This is a genomic window from Sneathiella marina, from assembly GCF_023746535.1.
GTDB classification, from domain to species: Bacteria; Pseudomonadota; Alphaproteobacteria; order Sneathiellales; family Sneathiellaceae; genus Sneathiella; species Sneathiella marina.
Genome location: NZ_CP098747.1, coordinates 3,394,566 through 3,410,917 on the forward strand (window position 1 = coordinate 3,394,566; position 16,352 = coordinate 3,410,917).

17 protein-coding genes and 1 tRNA gene are annotated in these 16,352 nt (G+C 47.1%); 7 read left to right on the plus strand and 11 right to left on the minus strand.

Translation table 11 applies throughout. The features are described 5' to 3' along the window. Both NBZ79_RS16390 and NBZ79_RS16395 read left to right on the plus strand, forming a co-directional pair. On the plus strand, positions 1-1,206 hold the full coding sequence (locus NBZ79_RS16390; RefSeq protein ID WP_251933621.1) for an acetyl-CoA acetyltransferase: 1,206 nt from the start codon (positions 1-3) through the stop codon (positions 1,204-1,206). 101 nt (positions 1,207-1,307) lie between these two features. After that, on the plus strand, positions 1,308-2,111 hold the full coding sequence (locus tag NBZ79_RS16395; RefSeq protein WP_251933622.1) for an enoyl-CoA hydratase/isomerase family protein: 804 nt from the start codon (positions 1,308-1,310) through the stop codon (positions 2,109-2,111). 52 nt (positions 2,112-2,163) lie between these two features. Here the strand turns inward: NBZ79_RS16395 and NBZ79_RS16400 are convergent, their stop codons facing one another. The 3 genes from NBZ79_RS16400 to NBZ79_RS16410 all read right to left on the minus strand — a co-directional run bounded on the left by NBZ79_RS16400 (position 2,164) and on the right by NBZ79_RS16410 (position 5,202). Next, positions 2,164-2,355, minus strand: coding sequence for a putative periplasmic lipoprotein (locus NBZ79_RS16400; RefSeq protein ID WP_251933623.1), 192 nt, complete (start codon positions 2,353-2,355; stop codon positions 2,164-2,166). Between the two features lie 95 nt (positions 2,356-2,450). After that, positions 2,451-3,983: an acyl-CoA synthetase gene (locus NBZ79_RS16405; RefSeq protein ID WP_251933624.1), complete on the minus strand. Its 1,533-nt coding sequence runs from the start codon at positions 3,981-3,983 to the stop codon at positions 2,451-2,453. Between the two features lie 28 nt (positions 3,984-4,011). Then, a complete protein-coding gene (locus NBZ79_RS16410) occupies positions 4,012-5,202 on the minus strand; it encodes an acyl-CoA dehydrogenase family protein (RefSeq protein ID WP_251933625.1) in 1,191 nt (396 codons plus the stop codon). A 231-nt stretch (positions 5,203-5,433) separates the two neighbouring features. Here NBZ79_RS16410 and NBZ79_RS16415 point away from each other — a divergent pair, with 231 nt between their 5' ends. Together NBZ79_RS16415 and NBZ79_RS16420 are read left to right on the plus strand one after the other, a co-directional pair. After that, positions 5,434-6,054, plus strand: a complete 621-nt coding sequence (locus NBZ79_RS16415; RefSeq protein WP_251933626.1) for a TetR/AcrR family transcriptional regulator — start codon at positions 5,434-5,436, stop codon at positions 6,052-6,054. Positions 6,055-6,121: 67 nt separating this feature from the next. Continuing rightward, the gene (locus NBZ79_RS16420) at positions 6,122-6,970 is read left to right on the plus strand and encodes a crotonase/enoyl-CoA hydratase family protein (RefSeq protein ID WP_251933627.1); all 849 of its coding nucleotides are present in this window, start codon (positions 6,122-6,124) and stop codon (positions 6,968-6,970) included. Between the two features lie 453 nt (positions 6,971-7,423). Here NBZ79_RS16420 and NBZ79_RS16425 read toward each other — a convergent pair. The 5 genes from NBZ79_RS16425 to NBZ79_RS16445 form a co-directional block, all read right to left on the minus strand. Continuing rightward, positions 7,424-7,500, minus strand: a tRNA-Arg gene (locus NBZ79_RS16425). 219 nt (positions 7,501-7,719) lie between these two features. Continuing rightward, the gene (locus tag NBZ79_RS16430; RefSeq protein WP_251933628.1) at positions 7,720-7,899 is read right to left on the minus strand and encodes a DUF3012 domain-containing protein; all 180 of its coding nucleotides are present in this window, start codon (positions 7,897-7,899) and stop codon (positions 7,720-7,722) included. 73 nt (positions 7,900-7,972) lie between these two features. Continuing rightward, positions 7,973-8,848, minus strand: coding sequence for an OmpA family protein (locus NBZ79_RS16435; RefSeq protein WP_251933629.1), 876 nt, complete (start codon positions 8,846-8,848; stop codon positions 7,973-7,975). A 274-nt stretch (positions 8,849-9,122) separates the two neighbouring features. After that, positions 9,123-10,370, minus strand: a complete 1,248-nt coding sequence (gene arsJ, locus NBZ79_RS16440; protein WP_251933630.1) for an organoarsenical effux MFS transporter ArsJ — start codon at positions 10,368-10,370, stop codon at positions 9,123-9,125. Continuing rightward, entirely contained in the window at positions 10,367-11,398 is a 1,032-nt protein-coding gene (locus NBZ79_RS16445; RefSeq protein ID WP_251933631.1) for an ArsJ-associated glyceraldehyde-3-phosphate dehydrogenase, read from the minus strand. The genes arsJ and NBZ79_RS16445 overlap by 4 nt, the downstream gene beginning before the upstream one ends. A gap of 178 nt (positions 11,399-11,576) precedes the next feature. On the opposite strand from NBZ79_RS16445, the gene NBZ79_RS16450 reads away from it, so the two are divergent. Beyond that, the gene (locus tag NBZ79_RS16450; RefSeq protein ID WP_251933632.1) at positions 11,577-12,527 is read left to right on the plus strand and encodes a cation diffusion facilitator family transporter; all 951 of its coding nucleotides are present in this window, start codon (positions 11,577-11,579) and stop codon (positions 12,525-12,527) included. Between the two features lie 83 nt (positions 12,528-12,610). Here NBZ79_RS16450 and NBZ79_RS16455 read toward each other — a convergent pair whose 3' ends face one another. The 3 genes from NBZ79_RS16455 to NBZ79_RS16470 all read right to left on the minus strand — a co-directional run bounded on the left by NBZ79_RS16455 (position 12,611) and on the right by NBZ79_RS16470 (position 14,226). Beyond that, a complete protein-coding gene (locus NBZ79_RS16455) occupies positions 12,611-12,829 on the minus strand; it encodes a DUF3126 family protein (RefSeq protein WP_251933633.1) in 219 nt (72 codons plus the stop codon). Next, a complete protein-coding gene (locus NBZ79_RS19715; RefSeq protein WP_420854546.1) occupies positions 12,826-13,332 on the minus strand; it encodes a cold-shock protein in 507 nt (168 codons plus the stop codon). The genes NBZ79_RS16455 and NBZ79_RS19715 overlap by 4 nt, the downstream gene beginning before the upstream one ends. A 135-nt stretch (positions 13,333-13,467) precedes the next feature. Next, on the minus strand, positions 13,468-14,226 hold the full coding sequence (locus tag NBZ79_RS16470; protein WP_251933634.1) for a CbiX/SirB N-terminal domain-containing protein: 759 nt from the start codon (positions 14,224-14,226) through the stop codon (positions 13,468-13,470). A 346-nt stretch (positions 14,227-14,572) separates the two neighbouring features. On the opposite strand from NBZ79_RS16470, the gene dctP reads away from it, so the two are divergent. After that, complete coding sequence (gene dctP / locus NBZ79_RS16475) at positions 14,573-15,616, plus strand: TRAP transporter substrate-binding protein DctP (protein WP_251933635.1); 1,044 nt, start codon at positions 14,573-14,575, stop codon at positions 15,614-15,616. Between the two features lie 57 nt (positions 15,617-15,673). Then, positions 15,674-16,348: a TRAP transporter small permease subunit gene (locus NBZ79_RS16480; RefSeq protein WP_251933636.1), complete on the plus strand. Its 675-nt coding sequence runs from the start codon at positions 15,674-15,676 to the stop codon at positions 16,346-16,348. Positions 16,349-16,352: the final 4 nt, after the last annotated feature.

The window sequence follows — 16,352 nt, forward strand, 5'->3', positions numbered from 1 at the left end:
ATGGCCTCAGGAATTAAAGATAAAGTAGCTATTCTTGGTATGGGGTGCTCGCGCTTTGGTGAACGGTGGAATGACAATGCTGAGGATCTTATGATCGAGGCGTTCATTGAAGCCCTCGAGGATGCCGGCATTGAGAAAAGCTCAATTGATGCAGCCTGGTTCGGAACCGGTATTGAAGAAGAGCATGTGGGCAAATCGGCTGTACCGCTATCAATGGCGCTGCGCCTGCCGAATATCCCTGTCACCCGCGTGGAAAACTATTGCGCCAGTGGATCAGAAGCTTTTCGGGGAGCCGTTTATGCCGTTGCGTCCGGTGCCTGCGATATCGCCCTGGCGCTTGGCGTGGAGAAACTAAAAGACACCGGTTATGGCGGCCTGCCACAACGCAACCGGGGCTCCGTAAACGACATGTTCTGGGCCAACGCATCAGCTCCTGGCTCCTTCGCTCAACTTGCGACTGCGTATTCCGCTAAGCATGGTGTCAGCAAGGAAGACATGAAAAAAGCCATGGCTCATATTTCCGTCAAAAGCCATGATAACGGATCGCGAAATCCGAAGGCTCACCTGCGCAACCAGATAAACGAAGAAAAAGTCATGAATGCGCCGATGATTGCCGAGCCTCTGGGCCTTTTCGATTGTTGCGGTGTTAGTGACGGCTCCGCCTGTGCCATCGTAACAACGCCTGAAATTGCCAAGGCTCTTGGCAAGAAGGATTTGATCACCGTCAAGGCAATGCAGCTTTCTGCGTCCAACGGTCGCGAGGCCCAGCATAATTCATGGGATGGCAGCCATTTCGTGACAACACGTGCCGCCGCGAACCGGGCCTATAAGGAAGCTGGAATTACAAAGCCTCGGGATCAAGTTAGCCTGTTCGAGGTCCATGACTGTTTTTCAATCACAGAGCTGGTGACAATGGAGGACCTGTTCATTTCCGACGAAGGACAAGCCGTAAATGACATTATGAATGGCTTCTTCGACGCCGATGGTGAAATTCCATGTCAGATTGACGGCGGGCTCAAATGCTTCGGCCATCCCATCGGAGCGTCCGGTTTGCGAATGATCTACGAGATGTATCTGCAGATGAACGGACGCGCCGGTGATCGACAACGGAGCGAAGAACCGGTGTTCGGAATGACCCATAATCTTGGGGGCTTCCCTCACCAGAATGTTTGCTCACTGACAATCGTTGGAAAAGAGGGCGCCTGACCCTTCGCCGGCTAAAACCAAGTCATCATTCCAACCGGCATTTGCCGGTTGGTTTGTTTTAAGGCAGAGTTTAATTAAATAAAAAAAAGAGGGAGGACGATATGTCTGAAAGCAATGTTGCAGAGATGACTGTCATAGAGGGAATAGCCACAATTACCATGACGCGTCCAGAAAGACGGAACGCCTTTACCCAAGAATTGCAGAACTGTCTTTCCGGATTAATTACCGAAATATCCAGCCGGGACGACATTGATGCGGTTGTCCTTACCGGCAGCGGCGGAAGTTTCAGCGGCGGCGGCGATATCAAGGGCATGCTTAAAAATCAGCCAAAGGAAGGGGAGCCCGGAGCCGATTACCGGAAACGAATTTACGCCATTAACGACTGGATACAACGTTTTCGGAATTTGGAAGTTCCCGTCATCGCTGCCGTTGACGGCGCAGCATATGGTGGCGGCTTTTCGCTAGCTCTCTGTGCGGACTTTATTCTCTGCTCTCCTACTGCGCGTTTTTGTTCTGTATTCTGCCGCATTGGCGCGGTTCCCGATTGCGGCATTATGTATGTTCTGCCCCGTATGATTGGCATGCAACGGGCCAAGGAAATCATGTACACAGGTCGCCCTGTTCTGGCGGAAGAAGCAAAGGAAATCGGGATCGCGTTCGAAATTCACCCCAAAGAAGAACTTTTAGACGCCGCACAAATCCTCGCAAAACGGCTTCAGCTTGCCAGCGGGAAAGCCTTCGCCCTGACGAAAAGAATTACAAATCAATCTCTCGATCTGGATTCCCAATCCGTATTGGAAATGGAAGCATCTGCGCAGGAGATATGCTTCAATACGGATTACAATAAAGATGCGGTTGCGCGCTTTACCAAAAAGGAACCGCTGCTATACAATTGGGAAAGCTAAGGCGCTCCCGCTAAGCAAGGAAACCTGTTCTGGAAAATCCAATTTCCACGCTTTAGCTGTTTTTATCCAAAATGGCTTCGCGCAGGTCTTCATATTCGTCTTTAGAAATAGTGCCTGTATCAAAGGCCTTTTTTAAATCAATCAATTCCTGCCCGACTGTTTTATCAGTAACAGTCGCTGGTTCGTTACTACCGCAAGCCGAAAGAAAAGCAACTGTCGAAAGTATAATCCAAAATTTTGACATTTATACACCCCCACTATTTCAATTGATGGTCATCAATATTACACCAATATCAGCTAATTTGCACAATTATTTAAAGTCCCCCACTTAAACTAGCTTTACCGGAGGTCACCGATATCTTCTTTCAATACCCGCTTAAGTACTTTACCTGTGGCGTTTCGCGGCAGCTCATCCATAAAAAGGACGTGCTTGGGGATTTTGAATCGGGCCAGCTTGTCCTGACAAAATAATAGGAGATCTTCAGCTGATATATCTGAGTCAGGAGATTTGACAACAACCGCACAACCAACTTCATCCCAACGATCATCGGCGACACCGATAATAGCAATATCTGCAATGCCCTCCATTTTGAACAGGATACTCTCAACTTCCGCCGGATAGACATTTTCCCCACCTGATATGTACATATCTTTCCAACGATCAACGATATAATAGTGGCCTTCTTCGTCCATGCGGCAGGCATCTCCGGTATGCAGCCAACCGTCCGTGATAGTTTCTGCATTGGCTTCCGGCCGGTTCCAGTATCCTGGGGTAATATTTGGCCCTTTCACCCATAACTCTCCGGTTTCACCTTGCGCCACATCTTCACCGTCTTCACCGACGACACGAACTTGAGTATTCATGGCCAGCTTTCCGGTCGACCCCGGTTTTCCTGTCGCCATGGCTGCATCCTGAACAAGAACAGTGGGACTTGTTTCCGTCATGCCATAGCCCTGCTGAAGCGCAATACCCCGAGCCTCGTAGGTTTCAAGTAATGGAACAGGAGTTGGCGCGCCCCCGATGCCGGCACATACCAAGCGGGAAAAATCAGTTGTAACAAAATCCGGATGCTGGCTCATAAACAAATAGTTCGCCGGAACGCCAAAGAAATGACTGAGGCCCACATCGGCATCATCAATGAGACGCAAGCATTCCGCCGGGTCAAATGCGCGCATAACCAAAGTTGTTCCGCCCACATACAAGGCAACTGAACTGTAACAATTCAACCCGCCCGTATGAAACAGTGGCAGAATGGTAAGGGCAACAGCGTCCGGCGTGAATCCCATGGGAAACCCCATGTTCACAGCGTTATAAAATGTCATGCCATAGGTGTTTATGGCTCCCTTTGGCAGTCCCGTCGTTCCGGAGGTATACATGATCGTCCAGATATCGTCATGAGTAACTTCAACTGGAGCCGGCTTTGACTCTGCGCCCCGTATTGCGGCTTCATATGGGGTATCTCCACCACCGCCACTGGTTTCCAGAGATTGTTTAAAACTGGTTTTTTCTTTGAGTTCGGCTATTTCATTGTTGAATTGGCTGTCGTGGATCATAATCTTTGGCGCGGCGTCATTTATGATAAATTCCAGCTCTGACACCGTTAGGCGCCAGTTTAACGGTAGAAATATGGCACCGATTTTCGCGCAGGCATGTTGCATTTCGAACATATCGGTGGAGTTCATTGCCAGAACACCGACACGGTCCCCTTTTTCAATTCCGCAATTTATTTGCAAATGAGACGCTAGCCGGTTGCTCCGATCATTCGCTTGTGAATAGGTAAAGGATCGATTGGAATGCAGGTCAATCCAAACCGTTTTATCTGGAACCCGGTTTGCGTGCCCCTCAAGCCAATCGTAATGCAATACAGCCATAATGTTCTCTCCCAGTTTTATTTTTTTCCTAAATGCCCATTTGACGGGCGACAAGGTCTCGCATTATTTCTTCTGACCCTCCGCCGATGGCCATTACGCGAACTTCCCGATATATTCGCTCCACGCGGCAACCGCGCATGTATCCCGCACCTCCAAGAATTTGCATCGCCTCACGGGCGCAAAACTCCATGGTTAATGTGGACTGCACCTTCAACAATGATAAATCCGCGACAGGCTTCTCACCAGCCTGAACCCGCAAAGCACATTGCTCCAGATAGGCTTGCGTCGCATTAATTTTACGCGCCATTTCTGCAATTTTGTGCCGTATCACCTGGTGATCAGCCAGCCTTTTACCGAAGGTGTATCGTTCCCGGGCCCATGCGATAGCATCTTCCATACATACACGTGCCAGGCTGTTCGAGCTTGCAGCCATCCACAACCGCTCACTATTGAAATTCGTCATAATGCCAATAAAGCCATTATTCTCCTGACCGATGAGATTCTCCTTCGGAACCCTTACGTCGTCGAAATATAGCGCTGCAGTATCTGATGCCCACCAACCTTGTTTTTTCAGGGATGTTCTTGTAAACCCGGGCATGTCGCGTTCGATCAGCAACAAGGAAATTCCGCTACGGCCCTCTCCACCCGTTCTGACAGCGACCGTATAATAGTCCGCGCGCATGCCACCGGTGATAAACATCTTCGAACCATTGACGATATAGTGATTGCCCTCCAGAACTGCCTTTGTCTTGATGTTTGCGACATCAGAACCACCGGAGGGTTCCGTGATAGCCAATGCATGAATTTTCTCTCCCGCTAGTACCGAAGGCGCCACCCGAGCCTTCATCTCATTTGTACCGATGGCAAGGACAGGCGGAAGCCCTATATTATGCACGAGGAGACTAGCGTTAATGCCGCCAGCACTGAGCCGCGACATTTCCTCTGCGGTGATCAATTGAAAAAATTCATCTTCAACAGGCGTTCCTCCATATTCTTCAGGGTAGCCAATGCCAAGCAGTCCAATCTCCGCCGCCTTCTTGTAAAGTTCCCGGGGAAATTCTCCTGCCTCATCCCACTCATCTACATGGGGCATAATTTCTTCGTCAACAAATGACCGCAATGTTGCCCGCCAGGACTTATGATCTTCTGTGTAGTATGGTCCCAAATACCGATGATCAAAATCAAACGGGTTATCACCATCATCATACTGGATCGGCATCGGCATTTTCCTTTTGTTTTTTGACCGGCGTCTTCCGGATTATGCGGATCGAATGCATTCGCAAGGATACATACTAACGCAAGCAAGGAAAAATTGCTCTTAAATAAAAAGCCTTCCGGATGGTTTTTTTATGATAAAACATATTACGGCTACTTTGAAGATCAGAAACCAGATCCCGGAAACAGCCAACTATAGCGCCATTGGGGGGCGTATTGTCATGAAAGAACTAGGATGATTGAGAGCGAACCCATCGGTAAGCAACAAGCGAAAAGCCAACGGGCCCGGCGGTCACTCTGTGAGGCGACGGTTGCTTGCCTGGTCCGAGATGGATATGCTGAAACATCCCTCAATCGGGTCGCTGCACTCGCCAACTTATCCAAGGGCGCTTTACAACATCATTTCTCCACAAAAGAAGACTTGATGGTTGCAACTGCTAATTTTCTTCTCCAACGCCCCTTCGAAACACCGGAGCATGCAGGTGAGGTCCCGCATAGCGTCGCGGATTATATAAAACTCACCTGGCACAAATTAGTAAACACGGAGGGGTATCGGGCATTGCTGGAAATTCTGGTCGCAGCGCGAACCGATCGCATGCTTCAAACTAGGCTTTCGGACACCTTACTCACCTGGAATGATGCGCTGAACGAACAGGCCAGAGGAAAATTCACGTCCAAATTAGGGTATGAGCAAGATGTCGAAATATTGATGACCATGACACGCAGCCTAATGCGGGGACTTGTCATTCAAGATCAATATTCTGAAGATCCTGCCCTCGCAATCCAATATATTGATCGGTGGATAGAATTAATTTCACCCCTGCTAGAACTTAAATCGACGGCAGAACGCCTTTGAAGTTTTAGGTGAAATAGCCTAATGATACTAGAAACAAACGGCTCATTTGTGAGAAAGGAATAACCCCGTGACGTATAGCTGCTTCGATGTTCAAATCGACAATAACATTGCCCATATCATTCTCAACCGCCCTGAAAAAAGAAACAGCATGATCCGGTCCTTCTGGGATGAGTTGCCGGAAATCGTCAAAGATATAGATGACAACGCGAAAGCAAGGGTAATCGTTATTTCCTCAACCGGCCCCCACTTTACTTCCGGGCTGGATGTCAGCTCTTTTGTAAAAGCAGAGAGTGACGACCCTGAAGAACAACGGGCCGCCCGTATTCGTGCGGGGTCGGATTTCTATGCGACCGTTAAAAACATGCAAGATAGCTTTACGTCCCTTGAAGCATGTCGGGTACCGGTAATTGCGGCCATACAAGGCGGCTGTATCGGTGGTGGTGTCGACTTGATCACGGCTTGTGATATGCGATATGCGACTGAGGATGCCTTTATTACCATTTTTGAGACCAATATCGGCATGACCGCGGATGTGGGAACCTTTCCGCGCATCACCAAACTGATCGCCGACGGCGTTGCCCGGGAATTAGCCTATACGGGTCGGCGGATGCTGGCAGTCGAGGCAAAAGATGTCGGCTTGATCAATAATGTTTATGCGGACCAAGAAGAGATGATGAAAAATGTCATGGCGGTGGCGTCGGAAATTGCCAGCAAGGCACCGCTTGCCATTACGGGCTGCAAACGCATGATGAATTATTCTCGAGATCATACAGTAGCAGACAGCCTTGATTACATCGCTATTTGGAACGCTAGCATGCTTCAGCGGGAAGAAATATTTGAAGCCATGAAAGCAAATGCAGAGAAAAGACCGGGCGATTTTGTCGACTTACCAGCCGTCAAAAAGTCGATTGGCTAGAAAAAATTTGAGATCCTATGTACCGGTGTCGATCAAAAGCCATCCGAAAACATGGCCTGACACGCCATCTCCAATAGGTATATTAGATTGACAAAATAAACCATTATTGATAGAATTCTGCCTGTCTCAGAGCATCAAATGTAAGGGACCACTTAATTCATTTTCCTCTGGGATTTAACCACTTTGCTTGCCCGCACTACGCCTGGGCAAGCAAGGCAAACCGGAGGCACCATTATGCATACCCTTCTAAATTGGATGTCCGCTTTTCTTGCCGGGCTTTGTAAAATATTTATTGTCACACCCGAAACACTCCGGCAGGGTCGCCGGGGGAATTTGCCACCACCGACTGGTGGAATTGCCTCTTAATTGAAGCTAAATTCAGCACCTGTAATAATTTCCGGCCAAGGGCATACAGTGCGATCTTCGAACGTTATTTCAGGTAAAATGAAAAGATGGTGCGCCCGGCAGGACTCGAACCTGCTACCTCAAGATTAGGAATCTTACGCTCTATCCTGATGAGCTACGGGCGCAACGGGATCTATATATCAGATCGCCTATTTATCGAAAATGGGAAAATTCAAAAGGCTGTGAGATATTTTACTGTGTATTTCCTGATTGCTGGATCAACAGCTACTGCACCCCCATCAAAGATACTAAACCAAACGGACGCGATAACAATTCCATTGCCCGAGCGTGAGGCTTGAGGAGTAAAAAAGCCGCCTGAAGAATTCATCGGCGGCTTTTCTTAATCAGTCTGACGCGAGAACACAGTTCTTCGCAAAATCTGCCGCTTCATTCGCGGACCAATCAGCCTTAGCTTTTTCCTTCATTGCCAAGCACCAATCCTTACTTCCAACTTCAGGATCACAGGCGGTTAGCCCGAACAATAAGAATGATGACGCAAGACACAATGTAATAACTTTAATCATGAGATTTCTCCAAGAATTGAAAAAGGGACGGCGTAAAACCAATTACACCGTCCCTCTTACTAGTTAGACAAAGTTACTTACTTTCTACAGTAACAACCACACGACGGTTGGCCGCATTAGGCGTTCCGTCAGGAGTGTCAACTTTCAAATCCTTTTTACCATAGCTGCGCATGATGATACGTTTTGCTTCGATGCCCATATCCATACCCATGAAGGCTACAGCTTCAGCACGACGCTCGCCAAGTTTGTCATTATATTCAACGGAACCAACTGTATCCGTGTAACCCGCAATCGTAATTTTCGGGTTCTTGAATTCTTTGACATAAGCTGCAGCGGCTTCGATTTCCTCAGCAGAACCTGGCAATGGAGTTGCAGAGTCAAAGTTGAAGTTTACTTCAAATGACTTGGCATCTTTCATCATCGGCTTCGCGACAACAACAACTTTTTCTTCAACAACAACGGCGACTGGCGCCATCATTTTGTCGATTACTTCCATGGAGCTGACGAAGCGGTCACGGCAAGCTGCAATATCTTTGGGCTGCCTATTTTCTTCCTGTTCCTGCACCCAGCAATCAAATGCTGTTTGCGCGCTGGCGACTTCATTTGGAAGTTTGTCCTGCACGCCTGTGGCTTTAACAGCCATCAAACGTTCGCGCGCGCCTTTTAACACTGGCTCACGATCCTTGGGAAGATGCCATTCTTCTGGATGATAAGGATCAACATTTTCACCTCTGGCCGCAGCCATGGCTTTTTCAGCGAAACGGTCACTGTCAATATAGTCGCCTTCATTATATTCAGCTTTCGCAAGCTCCATATAACCACCATAAAGTGCTTGTTGGAAAGGCGAACCACCCGGGGTTACCATTTCCGCCTGTTGTAATTTGCCACCACAAGCGGCCAGCACCAATGAGGCTGCCCCAAGAATTGCAAACTTAAGCGTATTTCTCATTTTAATCCCCTCAACCTCTAACCAAGGTTAATCTTTTAGAAAGAAACGTAACTAAACCAATACTAATACGTAAAACACCTATAAACAATAACAATTGCAGGCCGCCGTTATCCAAGCATGATGGCCGCAAAAAAAGCATTGCTCGCAATAGTAAGACATAAGAAAGTTTTTATTTAAGTCAACTAATTTACGCGCGATCACTAATAATTAAATATAGTCAGAAAAGATGGTCGAAATTTGGCCAAACAAAATTAAATATTCAATGACTAGAGTTTTAAACCAATACCGGTGGTTTTAAATCTATTCTCCTTACAATCAATCCGGCAACAACTATCATTGCTGCAGAACCGGTCAAGCAAAGTGATAAACCTCCAATTTGATAGAAAAGACCAGAAAATAGAGTTCCTGCCAGGCGACCGGCAGCATTCGCCATGTAGTAAAACCCTACGTCAAGGGTGATATTCTCTTCTTCTGTCAAAGCCAGTATCAAGTATGAATGTAAGGATGAATTGACCGCAAAAAGTGCCCCAAAAACTAGCAATCCAGAAACAAGGAGAAAAGTTGCCAGGTCGACACTCTCCACTGACGAGTCAACTGGTACAAAATAATAAACGAGTGCTGCGATCAAAAGAGGTGTTGCAGCCAGGCCATAGGCCCAGTGGCTTGCCGCAGCAACTTCGTCTGACAATCCATCCTGAGATTTCTTGATTATTCGGGGAGCAATAACCTGAACAAAGCCATAGGCAATAACCCAAATTGCCATAAAGCTTCCGATTTCAGCATAGCTCCAATCAAGTATATCGCGAAAATAAAGGGGAACTGCGACAACAAACCATACGTCCCTCCCCCCAAAAAGGAAAAACCTTGCGCCAGAAATCAGATTTATATTCTTACTCTTTGAAAGAATTTTTCGAAATGCTGGCTTAATAGTTATGTCACCAAGCGGCATACGCAGCAAAGCCATTGTGACACCTAGAATGAAGAGCAGACTTACCGCCATTGCAATCAAGGCAAACTGAAAACCCATTGCCATTAACAGAAAACCACCGAGAAAAAAGCCGATACCCTTGAGCGTATTTTTCGAGCCTGTTAGCAGAGCAACCAATTTGAACAACGTCGATGTAGAATTGTCAGAAACAAGCAATTTGACAGCGGACTTGGAGCTCATTTTTGCAAGATCCTTGGCAATCCCCGACAGCCCCTGGCAAACAAATACATAAAAGACCGAAAACTCCCGTGACCAGCTTGCATCGACAAAGGACAGCATAAAAAGAGCGACTATCTGCATAGCCAGCCCAGCATGCAAGGTGATACGTAGACCAAACCTCGCGGCAATCCAGCCACCAATCAAATTTGTCAAAACACCAGAAACTTCATAAAAAACAAATAAGAAGGCAATTTCCAATGGACTGTAGCCCAGTGCATGAAAATGCAGCAGGACAAGCATTCTGAGGGCCCCATCAGTCAGTGTAAGACCCCAATACGCACCAGTAACAATTGCGTAATCCCGTATTTGCGTCATTCAAGGCCCGCCGCAACTTTTGCTGCCAACTCGACCATTCGGCACACATATCCCATTTCGTTATCGTACCAGGCGATTAATTTCACCTGTGTTTCATCCACAACTAAAGTTGACAACGCGTCGACAATCGAAGACCGGGTATCATTGACAAAATCGGCCGAAACCAAGGGGCGCGTTTCATATCCAAGTATTCCAGCGAGATTGCCCTTGCTCGCCGTTTCAAACAATCCGTTGATTTCAGATACACTCGTCGGTCTTGTCATCTCCAGGACACAATCCGTTAGTGAAGCATTTAGCAAAGGCACCCGCACAGCCATTCCATTCAGTTTCCCGGCAAGTTCCGGGTAAATCATTGTTATGGCCGTCGCCGATCCGGTTGACGTTGGAATCAGTGAATTCAACGCAGACCGCGCCCGCCTGAGATCTTTGTGTGGCGCATCAACAACCACCTGAGTGTTCGTGACATCATGAATAGTTGTGATTAAACCGTGGCGGATGCCAATGGCTTCGTGAACGACCTTAACAAGAGGTGCCAGACAATTTGTCGTGCAGGAAGCTGCCGTAATAATCTTATGTATATCCGGATCATACAGATTGTCATTCACACCCATAACGATGTTCAAATCAGCATCCTTGACGGGAGCAGCGACAATGACTTTCTTGACACTTCCTGAGCAGTAAGGCTCCAAAACGACCCGCGACTTGAATTTGCCGGTGCATTCAACAACAATATCAACATTCTTCTGCGTCCATGGGACGTCTAATGGATTTTCCCATTGAGAAAAGCTGATTTTTCTGTCGTCAACCTGAATGAAATCCGGCCCGATCAGAACTGGTATGGGAAATCGACCGTGTACACTATCAAATTCGAGGAGGTGAGCGGCAGTTTCGGGGCCGCCCTTTACTTCATTTATATGAACCACTTCGAAGCTGCGTCCCGCTGTGGCGCTAAGCGATTCTTGCAAAGCCGCCCGCAAAAACAAACGGCCCATCCGGCCAAATCCATTGAGACCAACGCGTATTGTCATGTCTAAATTTCCAACTTCCCTGATTCTGATAAATGGAATTCACTAATTTGCACATAACTCGTCATATTATAACTCCTATATGACACTTAAATGTCGAAACCGCCTGTCAGTCTGTGCTAAACAATGTCCGGCATAAACCCAACGACTCGGTATTAGACTTAATCGAAAAGCGAGATCCATGGCGCATTCGCATTCTCACGGAGACGACAGTTCCTCCCCCCACAGCCATGATCATGATCACGATCATGTGCCAAAAGTAACGGATGACAGCGAACGTCGCATTTTCTGGGTGATGTGTCTAACCGGCGGATTTATGATAATCCAGGCAATTGGCGGCCTGATTTCCGGGTCCTTGGCCCTTATTGCCGATAGCGGCCATATGCTATCCGACACAGCCGCGCTTGGTCTAGCCTGGTTTGCATTTCGTTTGGCGAAAAAACCCGCGGACAAAAAACGGTCGTATGGTTATCACCGATTTCAGATAATGGCTGCGTTCACCAATGGAGTGACCCTGTTCTTTATTGCCGGATGGATAATATTTGAAGCTATCGGACGGTTAATCACACCGGGCGAGGTTTTGGCTGGACCAATGCTGATCATTGCCAGTTGTGGATTGGCGGTTAATGTCATTGGGTTTTTTGTTCTACATCGTGGGGACAGTGATAACGTCAATATGCAGGGGGCCCTGTTACATGTAATGGGTGATTTGCTGGGCTCCATTGCCGCTATCGCCGCAGCAATTATTATCCTGTTTACCGGTTGGATGGCTGCAGATCCGTTGCTATCAGTCCTTGTTTCCGTGATCATATTGAGAAGCGCCTACACTTTGGTTCGCCGCTCAGGTCATATCCTTCTGGAAGGCACGCCAGACAATATGGATATGGGTTTAATTCGCGACAAACTCATAGCATATCTTCCTGAGATTATTGATGTACACCATATGCATGCTTGGTCCCTAACAGCTGAAAAGCCCATAGTTACTATGCATGTTCAAATTGAACCCAAGGCAGACTTGGAAACAACCCTCAGGACAATCAGTAGTTATTTACTCTCGGAATTTGAAATTGATCACGCAACAATACAGCTTGAGCATCTCAATTGCGAGGATCTGGAAGTAACCGACGCCTGAGGCTTTTCCCTAGAAAACGCAAATTTGCGACTGTCCGAGTATTTCGAAGCTTTAGCCTTCACTTTTATGAAGAAAATAAAAAACTATGATGTTGGCGGTAAGTCCATATCAAGAATCGTCATATGAAAAGCAAATGAGACTTCTCCCTCGTCTTCATCGCGATACACGACCCCGATAAATTCATCCCCTAGCAATACTTCCGCGGTTCCATCAGCCGGCCGCCGCTCTTTGAGAATGAAATTTTCATTTCCAAACTGTTCGCGCAGGTATCTTTGGACCCGCAATGTCTCTGTTCTTGTCATACTTTCCCGCCAGATTCAGTAACTTCAAGATTATCCGCGATTGGGCCCTTGACGCCCTGTCGCACGACGCATTTCACATGAGTATCCAAGCCAAAATCATCCATTTTTACATCGGACCGCTCCAACATATCGATATGGATAAAGACATCTTTTCCACCTTCGTCGGGTGTTACGAATCCATATTTATGTTCCGGCACATAAGTTGTCACGACACCTTCAACTTCAACATTGAAACTTGTTGCCGCTTCTCCTTCCTGATCTTCATCAGGGTCGTTAATGGCAACAACCTGCGGGCCCCGATCGCCGTCTGCCAAATCGCAATTGATTCGCATGCCTTCAGTAAATTCCTGATAAGATGTATCTTGAAGTACGGATATATGGACAAACGCATCCGGTGATCCATCGGCAGGCGAAACAAAACCGAATCCTTTTGCTTCATCAAAAAACTTAACTGTCGCCGTAATATTTTTACGAACTGGCTTGGCAGGTTTACGATCATTCATTCCGTTAGGGACCTCATTGTCTAAAATATACTTTGCAATACCTAATAATCGAGCAAAGCTCAAACTATTCTGTCATTTTTCCCAAAAAACTCCATAAAAGACAAATAAATCGGCATGAAGTGAAGCTTGCCCACATTATAGTCTGTTAGCTGCGGCACATCTCGTGATGCTATCTTGAACGAGCTTTACGATTTCAGGGCGTGTTCCAACAATGCCGGCATATTGTATGGCTGCAGATTGGGGTTTTACCTCTTCCGCCCGTCGAATACCCGCCGGAACATCCTCCATCGCATGGGGGCCTTCCGCAGCGAACAAGCCGATTAATATTTTTGGCCTAACGTCATTAGAGTGCGAAACAAGCCATTTCTCCAGCTCCGGCTCCTCGTTGAGAAAAACTGAGGATACTTCTCCAAAAACCACCTCTTTTTCGACAGCTTGTTGTTGATGACGTGTTGCCGCCGCAGACGCTTGTGATTTCTCGGAACCATGGGCAACTAACACAAGATGTATGTTTTCAGGATTTAAGTATGTTTGCTTGCACGCCTCTTGCCCCATTTTTATAATAATACCTGAAAGCCCAGGATCCAGTCCCAATGCGTCACACTGCAAAAAATGGTAATCCTTTTCAATCCGCTTGCCATCAACCAGTTGAAACAAATCAGGAATTTTTTTGCGAACAAAAAAACCGCCGCTCATGAAAAAGGGTAATAGGAATATTTCACCCTTCGGCATATCCGGCATCTCATCCAAGTCTACTAAAAAGCAAACCTTAACTGTACCGTAGCGTCTACTCTGACGCAGTGTCAGTGCGTGCTGTTCGGCCGCCTCTTGCGCTCCGTCAGAAACAGAGGAACCATGTGCAATAATCACAACAGAGGGTCTAGAAGGCTGCATATACATAATCATCCAAAAATATGGAACTGAAACCCACTATGTTATGGAATATCCGGCGACTAATATCAATACGTGACTGTTGCCTACACTCCTATGGTTTCCTTAAATCATCCTTGGCCGATATTCTTCTGTCCTTATTGCTAAATATGTGGATTTGCAGTTTCCATTTTCTATCGCTAACGCCGAGAAAATTTCACTCTGGCCGGGCTTTATGTTTTTCAAACAACCATTTATTCTAAATTTTTATTGGCTCATAGCGTTGAAAAGCTTCGCGATACGTGCTTATGTTGCGGGAATCATAACAACAACGTAATCAACAAACGGTTCTTTGGGAGGACAATGTAAAATGTTTAAGAACACTATTGCGTCTATTGCTGCCCTTACGGCAGTTGCAGGATTCGCATTTGGCGCGACCGCTGCAGAAATGGTTGACGGGCCAAAAGTAAATTGGAATTTGTCTGTTTGGGGCAAGCCTCGTGCATTTACAGCCGGGATCGAAACACTTCGGGACATGGCTGACGAGCGGACCGGCGGAAAATTCAAAATAAAAATCCATTATGGTGAGGCATTGTCCAAATCAAGAGAGAATCTTGACGGCATTAAACTTGGCGCCTTCCAAATGGCCATGTTTTGCTCTCCGTATCATCCGGCAAAGAATCCGACACTTACGGGTCTTGACCTTCCATTCCTGCCTTTCCCGAACTTGAAAGTGCAAGCTGCTGTACATGACGCATATTATCAGCATCCAGCTGTCGTCAAAGATCTGGCACGCTGGGATGCATTCTTGCTAATGAGCTCGCTGCTTCCACAGTATGAGTTTACTGGTGTTGGCAAGCCGCCGCTAACGTTGGCGGATTGGAATGGGATGCGTGTCCGTGCCCTTGGCGGAATTGGTAAAGCCATGACAAAACTTGGTGCTGTTCCTACTACAGTGACGGCAACAGAAACATATACGGCACTTGAGCGGGGCACAGTAGAAGCCGCTTCGTTCCCTTTCACTTACGCTCACGTCGCTTACAAACTCACTGAAGTTGGGGAATGGTACACGGCTAACCTGTCACCCGGAGCGGTAAACTGCCCGGTTGTTGTCAATATTCCTGCCTGGGACAAGTTGCCAAAACAGTATCAGCAAGTTCTATTGGATGCGAAAATTCCGGCTTATGAAGCACTGATTACCGCTTATGAGGCTGCCGATAAAAAGAACCTTCCTATGATGGAAGCTAAGGGCCTTAAAGCCATTGTTTATTCTGCCGAAGATCTCAGCGATTTCCGCAAAGCCGGTGCGCAGCCAGTTTGGGACGATTGGATTGAAGAAATGGACAAACAAGGCGTTCCTGGTCAGGAACTTCTTGATCTGATCAACAAAACAGCTGCTGACGCTAACAAATAAAACGATTGAGAGCCCGGTCAATTCGGGCTCTCTTCTTATTTTGATCAAGTATTCATTATGATAACAGAACCCCAGATAAAAGGGCAGCGCGCACCTTCCGGCCCAGCGCTCGCGATCTTTGATTATTGGTATTCGAAGATTGAGAATTTTCTCAATGGTATCTCAGCCCTAGCCATCTTCTGCGTCATGCTCTTGGGTGTGACTCAGGTCTTCGGGCGAAAATTCTTCAACATGCCGGTTCCCGGATATATCGATTTTATCGAACAAACGATGGTCATTTTTGCCTTTTTCGGAATTGCCTACTGTCAACGGTTAGGTGGTCATGTGCGAATGGATCTGTTTATGGCCAAGTTCAGTAGGCGGCCACTTTATTTCTTTGAAGCACTCGCCACTCTAGTTGGCCTCCTTGTCATAACAGTACTGATCGAAACCAGTTGGCTGCATTTTATGCGCGCCTTTGAACTGGGTGATTCCACTATCGACGTACAGCTCCCAATCTGGCCGGCAAAACTGGTCATCCCGCTGACATTTTGTGTGCTTTGGGGACGCTTTGTACTTCAACTCATAGGATTTATTCGTTTGTTCGTTTATCCAGACGCAAAAGTAATAGCTGTCCCGGTAATTGAGGATGTAACGGTTCAAGCCCGTCACGAGATCGAAGACGCCCTTGGTGAAGAAGCGGCGAAACAAGCAAAATTTGACGAAACCTACCGTAAAAAGGGGAAAAAGTAATGGA